The 14421-nt window shown below is 72.1% G+C and carries 10 protein-coding genes and 1 pseudogene; 3 read left to right on the top strand and 8 right to left on the bottom strand.

All coding sequences use genetic code 11. From position 1 onward, the window contains the following. The coding region (locus ACZ7IF_RS33705; RefSeq protein ID WP_470979515.1) for a PucR family transcriptional regulator at positions 1–548 on the top strand (548 nt) is incomplete at its 5' end. 23 nt (positions 549–571) lie between these two features. Here ACZ7IF_RS33705 and ACZ7IF_RS33700 read toward each other — a convergent pair. Together ACZ7IF_RS33700 and ACZ7IF_RS33695 are read right to left on the bottom strand one after the other, a co-directional pair. Then, positions 572–1093 (bottom strand): RDD family protein, encoded by a 522-nt coding sequence (locus tag ACZ7IF_RS33700; RefSeq protein WP_470979513.1) that lies wholly within the window; start codon positions 1091–1093, stop codon positions 572–574. Between the two features lie 7 nt (positions 1094–1100). Further along, positions 1101–1709 carry a TetR/AcrR family transcriptional regulator gene (locus ACZ7IF_RS33695; RefSeq protein WP_470979510.1) on the bottom strand — a complete coding sequence of 203 codons (609 nt, stop codon included), beginning with the start codon at positions 1707–1709 and terminating at the stop codon, positions 1101–1103. A gap of 103 nt (positions 1710–1812) precedes the next feature. Between ACZ7IF_RS33695 and ACZ7IF_RS33690 the strand changes: the two are divergent. Then, positions 1813–3353 (top strand): annotated as a pseudogene (locus ACZ7IF_RS33690) (MFS transporter). An 84-nt stretch (positions 3354–3437) separates the two neighbouring features. On the opposite strand, the gene serA reads toward ACZ7IF_RS33690, so the two are convergent. The 6 genes from serA to ACZ7IF_RS33660 form a co-directional block, all read right to left on the bottom strand. Then, complete coding sequence (gene serA, locus ACZ7IF_RS33685; protein ID WP_470979507.1) at positions 3438–5027, bottom strand: phosphoglycerate dehydrogenase; 1590 nt, start codon at positions 5025–5027, stop codon at positions 3438–3440. Between the two features lie 294 nt (positions 5028–5321). Continuing rightward, positions 5322–6323 (bottom strand): ketol-acid reductoisomerase, encoded by a 1002-nt coding sequence (gene ilvC / locus ACZ7IF_RS33680; protein WP_470979504.1) that lies wholly within the window; start codon positions 6321–6323, stop codon positions 5322–5324. A gap of 126 nt (positions 6324–6449) precedes the next feature. Beyond that, positions 6450–6974, bottom strand: coding sequence for an acetolactate synthase small subunit (ilvN, locus tag ACZ7IF_RS33675; protein WP_405978459.1), 525 nt, complete (start codon positions 6972–6974; stop codon positions 6450–6452). 32 nt (positions 6975–7006) lie between these two features. Further along, on the bottom strand, positions 7007–8893 hold the full coding sequence (locus ACZ7IF_RS33670) for an acetolactate synthase large subunit (protein WP_470979501.1): 1887 nt from the start codon (positions 8891–8893) through the stop codon (positions 7007–7009). 228 nt (positions 8894–9121) lie between these two features. Next, positions 9122–11998: a putative bifunctional diguanylate cyclase/phosphodiesterase gene (locus ACZ7IF_RS33665; protein WP_470979498.1), complete on the bottom strand. Its 2877-nt coding sequence runs from the start codon at positions 11996–11998 to the stop codon at positions 9122–9124. Positions 11999–12305: 307 nt separating this feature from the next. Beyond that, complete coding sequence (locus ACZ7IF_RS33660; RefSeq protein WP_470979495.1) at positions 12306–13253, bottom strand: 2-hydroxyacid dehydrogenase; 948 nt, start codon at positions 13251–13253, stop codon at positions 12306–12308. A gap of 84 nt (positions 13254–13337) precedes the next feature. Here ACZ7IF_RS33660 and ACZ7IF_RS33655 point away from each other — a divergent pair, with 84 nt between their 5' ends. Further along, positions 13338–14345, top strand: a complete 1008-nt coding sequence (locus ACZ7IF_RS33655; protein WP_470979492.1) for an aldo/keto reductase — start codon at positions 13338–13340, stop codon at positions 14343–14345. Positions 14346–14421: the final 76 nt, after the last annotated feature.

Genomic DNA, 14421 nt, shown 5'->3' with positions numbered 1-14421 from the left:
GCGCTACTGCCTCGCTATCCTGCACTCCCCCCCTCCCCCCCCCCCTCCCCCTCCCCCCCCCCCCCCCCCCCCCCCCACCCCCCCCCCCCCCCCCCCCCCCCCCCCCCCGGGGCCCCGCCGGCGGGGGCGGCTCCGTCACCGCCGGGCTCTCCGACCCGGTCCGGGCGCTCGCGGAGCTGCCCGCGGCGTGGGCCCAGGCCACCGCCGCCGCCCGGGCGGCGGCGGCGCAGCCCGGGCTGGGTCCGGTGGCGCAGTGGGCGGGGATCGGGCCGTACCGGATGCTGGCCGCCCTGGCGGCCGGCCCGGCGGACGATCCGGCGACGCGGGCCCTGCTGGCGCCGGCCCACCGGGAACTGGCCCGCACGGCCGAGGTGTTCCTCGACTGCGCGGGGCAGGCGGGCCGCGCGGCGGCGGAACTGGGCATCCACCGCCAGACCCTGTACTACCGGCTGGGCCGGGTGGAGCAGCTGACGGGGCTCGACCTGGACCTCGGTGAGGACCGGCTGCTGCTGCACATGGCCCTCAAGGCCGCGCGCCTGCGGGCCTGAACGCCGGGTCCCCTGAAGCCGGTTCAGCGGCGGTGGACCACCGCGCTGCCGACGGCCTTGTCGTGGAGGCCGAGGGCGTCCGGGCTCAGCGCCATGGAGGACGCGTTCGCCACGCACAGCACGGGCACCCCGCAGACCACCAGGTTGGCCAGGTGACGGGCCACCGCCCGGCCGTAGCCGAGCCGCCCGCCGTCCCCGAGGACCACCACCTCCAGGCCCATCGCCCTCTTGCCGGCCGTCGCGCCCCGACGCGACACGCTCAGCGGCGAGTAGAGCAGCAGGAAGGCCGCCGTCCAGAGCGCCGCGGCCGCCCGCCAGACCGTCCGGGCGTCGCCGTCGGGGACGTCCAGCGCCCCGAGCGCCCGGTCGAGCCCGACGAGCGGTACGAGAACCACCACGACGCCGATGACCAGGTCCAGGGCCGTGGCGGCACAGCGCCGCACGATCCCGGCCGGGGAGCCCGGCAGCGGACGGGAGTCCGGGGCGCGGCCGACGGGCGGCAGGGGGCCGAGGCCGTCGTCGGCGGAGAGGTATCCGAGCGGCATCGCGTGTCTACTCCCCGGCCCGCACGGCGGATCCGCCGTGCACCGTCGCCGTCAGGCCCTCCGCGATCCGGCGCAGCCCCTCGGTGAACTCCTCGGCCGAGGCGGCGGTTCCGGGGTCGAGCAGCCACTGGATCATCAGGCCGTTGAGCAGCGCCTGGACGACGGAGCCGAGGGTGCGCTCGTCGCGTTCGGTGAGCTCCTCCTCCGGGGTGCCGGTGAGGAGCGAGATCAGGCCCCGGCGGCCCTCGGCCTGGGAGGCGGCGAGCATCCCGCGCAGCTGCGGCAGCCGTTCGCCGCTCAGCGCGACCTCCATGCTGGCCGCCCAGACGGGCGCCGAATCGTCGTGCTGCGCGAGCACGCCGTCCCACATGGCGCGGAAGCGCTCCAGGGAGCCGTCCTCACCGGGCAGGCCGCCCTGGAAGACGGTGTCGCCCCACTGTTGCATCAGGGCGATGAACGCCTGGGTGAGCAGGGCGTCCTTGGAGCCGTAGTGGTAGCCGATGGACGCCAGGTTCGTGCCGGAGGCGCCGACGATGTCCCGCGCGGTGGTGCGTACGAACCCCTTCTCGACCAGGCACTTCTTGGCGCCTTCGAGCAGATCCTCTTTGTGTCCCATGGCCGCCACCGTAGCAAGACGGCCGTCCTAGACGAAGGTCCCACACAAGTTTTCCATACATTCGTCATAGACAAGCGTTCCATACGCTTGTGCATTCCTGCTCATGACGAACCCCGCCACCGCGGCACCCCTCGCCGGCCGCCGCGAATGGACCGCCTTCACGGTCCTGCTGCTGCCCCTGCTCCTGGTCTCGATGGACGTCTCCGTCCTCTACTTCGCCGTCCCGGCCATCACCCGGGAGCTCGACCCGAGCGCCACCCAGCAGCTCTGGATCTTCGACAGCTACGCCTTCGCCCTCTCCGGGCTGCTGATCACGATGGGCTCGCTCGGCGACCGGATCGGCCGCCGCAGGCTGCTTTGATCGGCGCCGGCGCCTTCGGCCTCGCCTCCGCCGGCGCCGCCTTCGCCACCAGCGCCGAGATGCTCATCGCGGCCCGGGCCCTGCTCGGCGTCGGGGGCGCCACCCTGATGCCCTCCACGCTGGCCCTCGTCCGCACCCTCTTCCAGGACGCCGGACAGCGAGGCAAGGCCATCGGCATCTGGTCCGGCGCCATGACCGGCGGGGTCGCCCTCGGGTCGGTGCTCAGCGGGGTGATGCTGAAGCACTTCCACTGGGGCTCGGTCTTCCTGGTCAACGTGCCCGCGATGCTGCTCCTGCTGGTCCTGGTCCCGGTCCTGGTCCCGGAGTTCAAGGACCCGGCCCCCGGCCGCTTCGACCTCCTGAGCGTGCCGCTGTCCATGGCCGCCGTACTGCCGGTGGTCTACGGGCTGAAGGAGATCGCCGCCGAGGGCTTCGAGCCGCCGTACGCCGCCTGTCTGCTGGTGGGCCTGGCCTTCGGGTACGCCTTCTTCCGCCGCCAGCGCGGCCGCCGGGACGCGATGGTGGGCCGGGCGCTGTTCCGGGACCGCCGCTTCGGGGCGGGCATCGGCCTGAACGCGGTCGCCGCCTTCGCGATGATGGGCTCGGCCTACTGCACCACCCAGTACCTGCAGTCCGTGCTCGGCATGGGCACCCTGGAGGCCGCCCTGTGGAGCCTGGCGCCCTCGCTCCTCATCGGCGCGGCCGCGCCGGTCTCCGCCTCCCTGGCGCGGCGGACCGACCGGTCCCGGGTCATCGCCGGCTCCTTCGCCGTCGCCGCCGCCGGATTCGGGCTGATCTCCCTCGTGGGCACCGACTCCCTGGGGCTGCTGCTGGCCGGCGCCGGGGTGCTCGCCTCCGGCCTCGTCGGCGTGATGTCCCTGGTCTCCGACATGGCCCTCGCCACGGCCCCGGCCGAGAAGGCCGGTTCGGCCGCCTCGCTGCTGGAGACGGGGCAGGAGTTCGGCGGGGCCCTCGGGATGGCGTTGCTGGGCAGCCTCGGCACCGCCGTCTACCGCGCCGACCTGGCGGGCGAGCCGTCCGCCGTACGGGAGACCCTGGGCGGCGCCGTCGCCGCCGCCCGGCAGGCCGGGGGCGAGGCCGACGGGCAGCTGCTGGCCCTGGCGCGGGAGGCCTTCGTGCACGGGATGCAGTACGCGGCCTGGGGCGGTGCGGTGCTGCTCCTCGCGGCGGCGGGGCTCGCACTGGCCCTGCCGCGGGGCGCGCAGGGCCCGGATCCCGCCGGGGCGGAGCCGGCACCGGCCGAACCGGTACCGGCGCGCTGAGCCGCGTACGGCAAGGAGCAGGGCGGAAGGGGGACGCGAAAGGGCCCGGGGTCACGACCCGGGCCCTTCACACGTGCGCGACGGTCAGCCGAGGTTGACCGTACGGGCCGAAGCGGCGCCGATCTCCGCCGAGATGGCCGCGAGGACGTCCACCGGGACCTCCGCGTCGACGGTGAGGACGACGAGCGCCTCGCCGCCCTCCGAGGCGCGGGCGACCTGCATGCCCGCGATGTTCAGACCGGCCTCGCCGAGGAGCTGGCCGACCTTGCCGACCACGCCCGGGCGGTCGGTGTAGCGCAGCACGATCATGTGGTCGGCCAGGGCCAGGTCCACGTCGTACTCGCCCACGCCCACGATCTTCTGAAGGTGCTTCGGGCCCGCGAGGGTGCCGGAGACCGACACCTCCTGGCCGTCCGACAGGGTGCCGCGGACGGTCACCACGTTGCGGTGGTCCGGGGACTCCGAGCTGGTGGTCAGACGGACCTCGACGCCGCGCTCCTGCGCGAACAGCGGGGCGTTGACGTAGGAGACCGTCTCGTCGACGACGTCCTCGAAGACGCCCTTGAGGGCGGAGAGCTCCAGCACCTTGACGTCGTGCTGGGTGATCTCGCCGCAGACCTCGACGTCGAGGCGGACCGCGACCTCGCCCGCGAGGGCGGTGAAGATGCGGCCGAGCTTCTCGGCGAGCGGCAGACCGGGGCGCACGTCCTCGGCGATGACGCCGCCCTGGACGTTCACCGCGTCCGGCACGAGCTCGCCGGCGAGCGCGAGGCGCACCGACTTGGCGACGGCGATGCCGGCCTTCTCCTGGGCCTCGTCCGTGGACGCGCCGAGGTGCGGGGTGCAGACGACCTGGTCGAGCTCGAAGAGCGGGGAGTCCGTGCAGGGCTCCTTCGCGTACACGTCCAGGCCGGCGCCGGCGACGCGGCCCTCCTTGATGGCCGAGTACAGCGCGGCCTCGTCCACGATCCCGCCGCGTGCGGCGTTGACGATGCGGACGGACGGCTTGACCTTGTGCAGGGCCTCGTCCCCGATGAGACCGAGAGTCTCGGGGGTCTTGGGGAGGTGCACCGTGATGAAGTCGGCGACCTCCAGCAGCTCGTCCAGCGTCAGCATCTTGACGCCCATCTGGGCGGCGCGCGCGGGCTGTACGTAGGGGTCGTACGCGACGATCTTCATGCCGAAGGCCGACATGCGCTGGGCGACCAGGACACCGATGCGGCCGAGGCCGACGACGCCGAGGGTCTTCTCGCTGAGCTCGACGCCCGTGTACTTGTTCCGCTTCCACTCGCCGTTCTTCAGGGCGGTGTTGGCCTGCGGGATGTTGCGGGCGGTGGCCACGAGCAGGCCGCAGGCGAGCTCGGCGGCGGTGACGATGTTGGAGGTCGGGGCGTTCACGACCATCACGCCGGCCTTGGTGGCGGCGGAGACGTCGACGTTGTCGAGGCCGACACCGGCGCGGGCGACGACCCTCAGCTTCTTGGCCGCGGCGATGGCCTCGGCGTCCACCTTGGTGGCGGAGCGGACGAGGATCGCGTCCACGTCCACGATCGCGGGGAGCAGCTCGGCGCGGTCGGCGCCGTTGACGTGCCGGATCTCGAAGTCCGGACCGAGCGCGTCCACCGTGGCGGGCGACAGCTCTTCGGCGATGAGTACGACAGGTTTCGAGCTCACGTGGGTCCTCACAAGTCCAGTGCGGACGGCCGTCCCGACGGCCGCAGGCGGTGGAGGGGGTAGCCGCGTGGAAGACGCACGACACTGTGGGCCTGACGCGTTGTGTTGAGCAGTGTAGTGGCGGATCGGGTGCGGATTTCCGCCTGTACGGAAGGATCACCCGTCCGGGATTGGCCGGGGTGGACAATCCGTCCTATCCGAGGGCTACATTCCGGTGATCTCCGGCCGGAGCCGGAGGGGAGCGGGTGTGCGGCGGGGCCGGGACGCACCGTCCCGGCCCCGCCGTTCACGAGATCAGCTCTCGTCGCTGTCGACCCAGCTCATCAGCTTGCGCAGCTTCTTGCCGGTGGTCTCCAGCAGGTGCTCCGAGTCGGCCTTCTTGTACTCGTTGTACTTCGGCAGACCGGCCTTGTACTCGGCCATCCACTCCTCGGCGAACTTGCCGCTCTGGATCTCCTCCAGGACCTTCTTCATCTCGGCCTTGGTGGCGTCGGTGATGACGCGCGGGCCGGTGATGTAGTCGCCCCACTCGGCGGTCTCGGAGACCGACCAGCGCATCTTCTCCAGGCCGCCCTCGTACATGAGGTCGACGATGAGCTTCAGCTCGTGCAGGCACTCGAAGTAGGCGATCTCCGGCTGGTAGCCGGCCTCGGTCAGGGTCTCGAAGCCGGCCTTGACCAGGGCGGAGGCGCCACCGCAGAGGACGGCCTGCTCACCGAACAGGTCGGTCTCGGTCTCCTCGGTGAAGGTGGTCTTGATGACGCCGGCGCGGGTGCCGCCGATGCCGGCCGCGTACGACAGGGCCAGGGCGAAGGCGCTGCCCGAGAAGTCCTGCTCGACGGCGGCGATGCACGGAACGCCGCGGCCCTCCTCGTACTGACGGCGGACCAGGTGGCCCGGGCCCTTCGGGGCGACGAGGGCGACGTCCACGTTGGCCGGGGGCTTGATGAAGCCGTAGCGGACGTTGAAGCCGTGGCCGAAGAAGAGCGCGTCGCCCTCCTTCAGGTGGTCCTTGATGGACGCCTCGTAGATCTCGGCCTGGAGCGGGTCCGGGGTCAGGATCATGATGACGTTCGCCCACTCGGCGGCCTCGGCGACCGGAAGGACCTTCAGGCCCTGCTCCTCGGCCTTGGCCTTGGAGCTGGAGCCCTCCTTGAGGCCGACGACGACGTCGACGCCGGAGTCACGGAGCGACAGCGCGTGGGCGTGGCCCTGGCTGCCGTAACCGATGACCGCGACCTTGCGGCCCTGGATGATGGACAGGTCGGCGTCGTTCTCGTAGAACAGCTCGGCCACTGGGATATCTCCTTGGTGCGCTGGTGTTGCTCCCACCGTACGGCGGGGAACGGAATAAGAGTTTCTCGGTCTCGCTATGCGGGCTGGCGTGTCAGCCGCCGTGTCCCGAACCGGACGCCGCGGGGCTCAGGCGCTGCGTTCGAGCGAGCGCAGGCTGCGGTCCGTGATGGACCGGCCGCCACGCCCTATGGCGATCGTGCCGGACTGCACGAGCTCCTTGATGCCGAAGGGCTCCAGCATCTTGAGCATGGCGCCGAGCTTGTCGGTGCCGCCGGTGGCCTCGATGGTGACGGCCTCCGGGGAGACGTCGACGGTCTTGGCGCGGAACAGCTGGACGATCTCGACGATCTGCGAGCGGGTCTCGTTGTCGGCGCGGACCTTCACCAGGACGAGCTCGCGCTCGATGGCGTTGGACGGCTCCAGCTCGACGATCTTGAGCACGTTGACCAGCTTGTTGAGCTGCTTGGTCACCTGCTCCAGCGGGAGGTCCTCGACGTTCACCACGATGGTGATGCGGGAGATGTCGGGGTGCTCGGTGACGCCGACCGCGAGGGAGTCGATGTTGAACCCGCGGCGGGAGAACAGCGCGGCGATCCGGGCGAGGATGCCGGGCGTGTTCTCGACCAGGACGGAGAGCGTGTGCTTGGACATGTGAGTCGTTCTCTCTCTCAGGCTCTCTCGGCTCAGTCGTCTTCGTTGTCGCCGAAGTCGGGGCGGACGCCCCGGGCTGCCATGACCTCGTCGTTGGAGGTGCCGGCGGCGACCATCGGCCACACCATGGCGTCCTCGTGGACGATGAAGTCGATCACGACCGTGCGGTCGTTGATCGCGTTGGCCTCGGCGATGACCTTGTCCAGGTCCGCCGGGTCCTCGCAGCGCAGCGCGACGCAGCCCATGGCCTCGGACAGCTTGACGAAGTCCGGGACGCGGGTGCCCTGGCGGGGCGCCGCGGACTCGCCGAGCTGGGAGCCCACGTCGTGGCCGGTCTCGTCGGCGTGCAGCACGGTGTTGGAGTAGCGCTGGTTGTAGAACAGGGTCTGCCACTGGCGGACCATGCCGAGGGCGCCGTTGTTGATGATGGCGACCTTGATCGGGATGTTGTTCAGCGCGCAGGTGGCCAGTTCCTGATTGGTCATCTGGAAGCAGCCGTCGCCGTCGATCGCCCAGACCGCGCGGTCCGGCATGCCGACCTTGGCGCCCATCGCGGCGGGGACCGCGTAGCCCATGGTTCCGGCGCCACCCGAGTTCAGCCAGGTCCGGGGCTCCTCGTACTTGACGAAGTGCGAGGCCCACATCTGGTGCTGGCCGACACCGGCGGTGAAGATCGTGCCCTGCGGGGCGAGCGCGCCGATCCGCTCGATGACCTGCTGCGGGGAGAGCGAGCCGTCCTCGGGCAGGTCGTAGCCCAGCGGGTAGGTGTCGCGCCAGCGGTTGAGGTCCTTCCACCAGGCGGTGTAGTCGCCGGCGTTGCCCTCGGTGTGCTCGGCCTGGACGGCCTGGATCAGGTCGGCGATGACCTCGCGGGCGTCGCCCACGATCGGGACGTCGACCTCGCGGTTCTTGCCGATCTCGGCCGGGTCGATGTCCGCGTGGATGACCTTGGCGAAGGGGGCGAAGCTGTCCAGCTTGCCGGTGACGCGGTCGTCGAAGCGGGTGCCGAGCGCGATCAGCAGGTCCGACTTCTGGAGCGCGGTGACACCGGTGACGGAGCCGTGCATGCCGGGCATGCCGACGTGCAGCGGGTGGCTGTCGGGGAAGGAGCCGAGGGCCATCAGGGTGGTGGCGACCGGAACGCCGGTCAGCTCGGCGAGGACCTTCAGCTCGGCCGTGGCGCCGGACTTCATGACGCCGCCGCCGACGTACAGGACCGGGCGCTTGGCCTGGCAGATGAGCTTGGCGGCCTCGCGGATCTGCTTGGCGTGCGGCTTGGTGACCGGCCGGTAGCCGGGCAGGTCCATGGCCGGCGGCCAGGAGAAGGTGGTCTTCGCCTGGAGGGCGTCCTTGGCGATGTCGACCAGGACCGGGCCGGGGCGGCCGCTGGCGGCGATGTGGAAGGCCTCGGCGATGGTCTTCGCGATGTCGTCGGCCTTGGTCACCAGGAAGTTGTGCTTGGTGATCGGCATCGTGATGCCGACGATGTCCGCTTCCTGGAAGGCGTCGGTGCCGATCGCCTTGGAGGAGACCTGGCCGGTGATCGCGACGAGCGGGACGGAGTCCATGTGCGCGTCGGCGATCGGGGTCACCAGGTTGGTGGCGCCCGGGCCGGAAGTGGCCATGCACACGCCGACCTTGCCGGTGGCCTGGGCGTAGCCGGTGGCGGCGTGGCCGGCCCCCTGCTCGTGGCGGACCAGGATGTGACGGACCTTCTTGCTGTCCATCATCGGGTCGTACGCCGGGAGGATGCAGCCGCCCGGGATACCGAAGACGGTGTCGCACCCCACCTCTTCGAGAGAGCGGATGAGGGACTGCGCGCCCGTGACGTGCTCAACTGCGGTGGGCTGGTTGTGCCCACCCGTACGGGGCCGCGGCTGCGGATGGTGGGCCCCGGAGGCCTGCTCGGTCATCGGCATTCTCTTCTCGAAGCTGAGGGTTTTACGAGGAGCGGGGGGTGATCCGGATCTGGTCCGGATGCGTGTGCCAGTGCAACAAAAAACCCCTCGTGCCGGGTGGCAAGCGAGGGGAGCGCGTCGGTGGTCTCGAGCGGGGACATGCAGGCCCCAGCTTCAGCCGACGCGCTTTCCAAGTACGAGAATTCGGGTGCGCATGGCATTGACCCTCCCTCCGGCGGGAGGTGGATGTCAAGCGGGTGGGACGGGCGTCTCATTATTTGAGCCTCTATGGATGACCATCGAGCCACCGGACGAGCCGCCGGCCAAGGCGGGCTGGGCTGTACCGCCCGGTACTGCGAACGTACCCCTCACGAGCGCACGCCGCAGCCTGTATTCGTCGAGCGGTCCGGAGAAAGCCGCCCCCTGGCCGTGGGTGCACCCCATCGCCCGCAGCGCCAGCACCTGCTCGGGGAGGTCCACCCCGTCGGCCACGGACTGCATTCCGAGGTCGTTTGCGATCCGCAACAATCCGGCCGTGATCTTGTGCAGCCTGGCCGATTCGACCACCCCTTCGACCAGGCCCCGGTCCAGCTTGAGCAGGTCCACCGGGAGCCTGCGGAGGGCGCTGATGGCCGCGTAGCCGCTGCCGAAGCCGTCCAGGGCGATCCGTACGCCGAGGCGGTGCAGGGCCGTCAGACGGCGCTCCAGCTCGTCGAAGGGCACCCTGGGGTCGGAGGCGGCCAGTTCGAGCACCAGGGACCCGGAGGGCAGGCCGTGGCGGCTCAGCACGGCCTCCACGCTGCAACCGGGCACGGAGCGGTCCAGCAGCCGCTGGGCGGTCATCCGGACGGCCACTGGTACGTCGTGCCCGGCCCGGTGCCGCTCGACGGCCCGCTCGACGGCCTCCTCCAGGAGCCATCGGCCCAGTTCTGCGGTGCGCGAGCCGTCCGGCCCGGCCGCCGGCCCGCCCTCGCTGTGTTCGGCCACCCGGAGGAACTCGGCCGGGGTGAACAGGATCCCCTGGGCGGAGCGCCAGCGGGCCTGCGCGGCGACGGCGGTGACCTCGCCGGTGGCCAGGCAGACCACGGGCTGGTGCAGCAGGGCGAACTCGCCCTCGTGCAGCGCGGTGCGCAGCCGCCCGGCCAGCTCGGCCTTGCGCACGACCTCGGCCTGCATCTGGGGCGCGTACAGCTCGACCCGGTCCTTGCCGCCCGCCTTGGCCCGGTACATCGCGAGATCCGCGTTGCGCATCAGGTCCGAAGGGGTGATGCCGGGGTCGGCGAAGGCGACTCCGATGCTGGCGGCCACCCGGACCTCGCTCCCCGCGATGCGGTAGGGCTGGGAGAGGGTGGCGCGCAGCCGGTCGGCGATGTCGTGGACCTGGTACTCGCGGGCGCTGCGGTCGCGGCTGCCGTCGCCGAGGATCAGCGCGGCGAACTCGTCGCCGCCGAGGCGGGCGGCGGTGTCCCCGGCCCGGACGGCGTCCTGGAGGCGGCGGGCGGCCTCGATGAGGAGCTCGTCGCCGGCCTGGTGGCCGATGGTGTCGTTGACGGCCTTGAAGCCGTCGAGGTCGATGAAGAGCACGGCGGTGCTGTGGTCCCCGGCCCGGCGGCCGGTGAGGGCCTGGCGGACGCGGCGGGTGAACAGGGCCCGGTTGGGCAGGTCGGTCAGCGGGTCGTGCTCGGCGCTGTGCTGGAGCTGCGCCTGGAGGCGGACCCGCTCGGTGACGTCGCGGCTGTTGAGGATGAGCCCGCCCTGGTGGCGGTTGACGGTGGACTCCACGTTCAGCCACTCGCCGCCGCCCGACTTGAACCGGCACTCGATGCGGGTGGTGGGCTCCTCGGCGGGCGGGGCGGCCAGGAAGCGGCGCACCTCGTGGACCACCCGGCCGAGGTCGTCGGGGTGGATCAGGGCGGCGAGCTCGGTGCCGACCAGCTCCTCCGCCTCGCGGCCGTAGACCCCGGCGGCGGCGGGGCTGACGTAGCGCAGGGTCCCGGTGGGCGCGGCAATCATGATGACGTCGCTGGAACCCTGGACCAGGGAGCGGAAGTGGTTCTCCTTCTGGGCCAGTTCCTGGGTGAGCGCGATGTTGTCGAGGAGCATGATGCCCTGCCGGATGACGAGGGCGAGGACGACGGTGCAGCCGGTGAAGACCACCATCCGGTCCACCTTCCGGCCGTCCACGACGTTGTAGAGGATGCCGAGGGTGCAGACGGCGGCCGCGAGGTACGGGGTGAGGGCGGGCAGCGTGCCGGTGATGGGGCGGCTGTGCGGGCGGTCGGGGCGCGGCGGTGCGGGGCGCGGCACGGGCTCGGGCCGGCGGGCGCCCCAGGGGGCGTAGGCGAGCAGCAGCGAGCCCGCGAACCAGCCGGCGTCGAGGATCTCCCCCGAGCTGTAGGTGGTGTTGAGCAGCGGCGAGGTGAACAGGGCGTCGCTCAGGACGGTCAGGGCGAGGGCCGCGATGGCCGTGTTGACCGCCGAGCGGTTGTTCGCCGAGCGCCGGAAGTGCAGCACCAGGACCATCGAGACCAGCGCGATGTCGAGGAGCGGGTACGCGAGCGAGAGCGCGGCGCGCGGCACGCTGCCGGGGGCGCCCGACTGGGCGGTGCGGGCGGCGTTGGCGAGGGCCAGGCTCCAGGACAGGGTCAGCAGCGAGCCGCCGATGAGCCAGGAGTCGAGGCCGAGGCAGACCCATCCGGCCCGGGTGACCGGCCGTTTGGCCAGGACGAGCAGGCCCACGATGGCGGGCGGTGCGAAGCAGAGGAAGGCGAAGTCGGCGAGCGAGGGCTCGGGGACCTTCTGGCCGAGGACCACCTCGTACCAGCCCCAGACGGCGTTCCCCAGGCCGCCCATGAGCGAGGAGAAGGCGAACATCAGCCAGGCGGGCCGTTCGCGCCGGTCGATCGCGCGGGCGTAGTGGTAGCAGGAGACGGCGGCCAGTAATCCGGCGGCGCTGAGCCCGAAGTCGCCCATGATCTTGGCGAGTTCGTCCGACCCCCAGCCGAGGGCGGCTCCGACGGCGTAGCCGCCGCTGACCAGTGCGAGGAGGAGTTGCGCCGCGAGGCCCCGGCCTCCGCCGCCGGTGACCGGCTGCCGGGTCAGCAACGCCGCCCCCGGGGCGCTCACCGGTGCCCCTCGCCGGCCGGCTCTGACGCAGCCCAGTCTCGGCGGCGCCGCCTCCGGCGGCTCTGCCGCATCGGATCCTTCGTCCATTGGCCGTGCATCGCCCGTCGCCCCCCAAAGTGTCCGATCACTCCCCAGCGCCAGACGTACGTGGCGCAGCCCCTTGTTCCGGACGATACACCACTTTCGTCACTCAGCGACATAGCTCTTCTACGCTCCGTCACCAAGAGGGGGGTCATGGCCACCGGTTGCGCATGCTTCGTCGCCCAGCGTAATCACATGCTGTCCCGGAATCCGGGACACGCCCGCCTCAGTCCTTGATCAGGACGGTGTTGTGGACCTCCTCCCCGGCGGCGAACCGGGTGAGCTGCCGGGCCACGAGCCGCTTCGCCCTGGGCTCGAACGCCGAGCTGCTGCCGCCCACGTGAGGGGTGATCAGGACGTTCGGGGCGTGCCAGAGGGGATGGCCGGCGGGCAGCGGCTCCGGGTCCGTGACGTCGAGGGCGGCGCGCAGCCGCCCGGAGTCCAGTTCCGCCAGCAGGGCCGCGGTGTCGACGACCGGCCCGCGCGAGACGTTCACGAGCAGGGCGCCGTCCTTCATCCGCCCGAGGAAGGCGGCGTCGACGAGACCCCGGGTGTCCTCGGTCAGCGGGGTGGTGAGGACCACCACGTCCGCGTCCGGGAGGAGGCCGGGGAGGTCGGCGAGGGCGTGGACCGGGCCGTGCGGGGCGGTGCGGGCCGAGCGAGCGACGCGCGTGATCTTCCCGCACTCGAAGGCTGCGAGCCGGTCCTCGACTGCCGCGCCGATGGCGCCGTAGCCGACGATCAGCACGGACCTGTCGGCGAGGGCGTCGTAGAAGCCGCCGCGCCACTCCTCGCGGTCCTGGCCGCGCACCATGCCGGGGATGCCGCGCAGGGAGGCGAGGACGAGGGTGAGGGCGAGCTCGGCGGTGCTGGCCTCGTGGACGCCGCGGGCGTTGCACAGCCGCACGCCGGGGCGGAGGCCGCCGAGGCCGGGCAGGACGTGGTCGATGCCGGCGGTGAGGGTCTGCACCACTCGCAGGGCGGGCATCCGCGCGAGCGGACGCAGGGTCACCTCCTGGGACTTCATGTACGGGGTGACGTAGAAGACGCAGTCGGCCGGGTCGGCCGGGAAGGTGTCCTCGCCGTCCCACTGGCGGTAGCGGAAGCAGCCGGGCAGGCCGTCGATCTCTCCGGGCGGGAAGGGGAGCCAGACGTCCCCGGTCGTTGCAGTCATGATCACGAGGCTATGCGAAGGGAACTGGATCAAGCCGTTAGTTTGAGGGCCGGACCGGGAGCGGGCCGGAAGGGGGACGCAGGGGTGGAGCGCAGGTCGATCGGGTCGGGACCGCTGACGGTGGGAGCCATAGGGCTCGGCTGCATGCCGATGAGCTGGGCCTACGCGCCTTCGCGCCGGCGGGGCGAGGAATCGCTGCGCACCCTGCACACGGCGCTGGACCTGGGGGCGAACCTGCTGGACACGGCCGACCTGTACGGGCCCTACACCAACGAGCTGGTGCTGGGCCGGGTGCTGCGGGAACGGCGGGCCGAGGCCTTCGTGTCCGCCAAGGTGGGGCTGCGGGCGGGTGAGGGGCACGTGGTGGCCGACGGGCGGCCGGGGTACGTGCGGCGGGCGTGCGACGCCTCGCTGCGGCGGCTGCGGACCGAGGTCATAGACCTGTACCAGCTGCACCGGGTGGATCCGGAGGTGCCGGTGGAGGAGACCTGGGGCGCCATGGCGGAGCTGGTGCAGGCGGGGAAGGTGCGGGCACTGGGGTTCTGCGCGCTGGGCGCGGGGGCCGGGCCGGGCGCGGGGCGGCGCGGGGACCGGGGGTACCGCACGACGCTGCGGCAGCTGGAGCGGGTCCAGCAGGTGTTCCCGGTGACGGCGGTGCAGGCGGAGCTGTCGGTGTGGTCGCCGGAGGCGGCGTGGCAGCTGCTGCCGTGGTGTGCGGCGCGGGGGGTGGGGATGCTGGCGGCGATGCCGCTGGGCAGCGGGTTCCTGACCGGGACGCTGACGCCGGGCCAGGGTTTCGAGGAGGCCGACGTGCGGGCGCGGCACCCGCGGTTCACGGCGCACGCGATGGCCTCCAACCAGGTGCTGGTGGCGGGGCTGCGGCGGGTGGCCCGGCGGCACGGGCCCGAGGTCACGGCGGCGCAGGTGGCGCTGGCCTGGGTGCTGGCGCAGGGGCCGCACGTGGTGCCGGTGCCGGGGGCGGAGCGGGCGCGGTGGGCGGCGGAGAACGCCCGGGCGGCGGAGGTGCGGCTCACGGGCGCGGAGCTGGCCGAGATAGCGGCGCTGCCGGCGGCGGTGGGAGCCTGGGACTAGGGGGTGTCCGGCGGCTGGATCCCGCCCTCCTTCCACAGGTCCACTCGATCGGGTGTACGAGGGGTGGAACTTCGGG

This window comes from Streptomyces sp. NPDC037421, assembly GCF_055602105.1.
The sequence above is the reverse complement of the archived record's forward strand: the minus strand, read 5'-3'. Positions and strand labels throughout refer to the sequence as shown.

Bases quoted from the DNA above. Each gene is read 5' to 3' on its own strand.
- ACZ7IF_RS33700 (WP_470979513.1), bottom strand. From the start codon at position 1,093: ATGCCGCTCGGATACCTCTCCGCCGACGACGGCCTCGGCCCCCTGCCG.
- ACZ7IF_RS33695 (WP_470979510.1), bottom strand. From the start codon at position 1,709: ATGGGACACAAAGAGGATCTGCTCGAAGGCGCCAAGAAGTGCCTGGTC.
- ilvN (WP_405978459.1), bottom strand. From the start codon at position 6,974: ATGTCCAAGCACACGCTCTCCGTCCTGGTCGAGAACACGCCCGGCATC.
- ACZ7IF_RS33670 (WP_470979501.1), bottom strand. From the start codon at position 8,893: ATGCCGATGACCGAGCAGGCCTCCGGGGCCCACCATCCGCAGCCGCGG.
- ACZ7IF_RS33660 (WP_470979495.1), bottom strand. From the start codon at position 13,253: ATGACTGCAACGACCGGGGACGTCTGGCTCCCCTTCCCGCCCGGAGAG.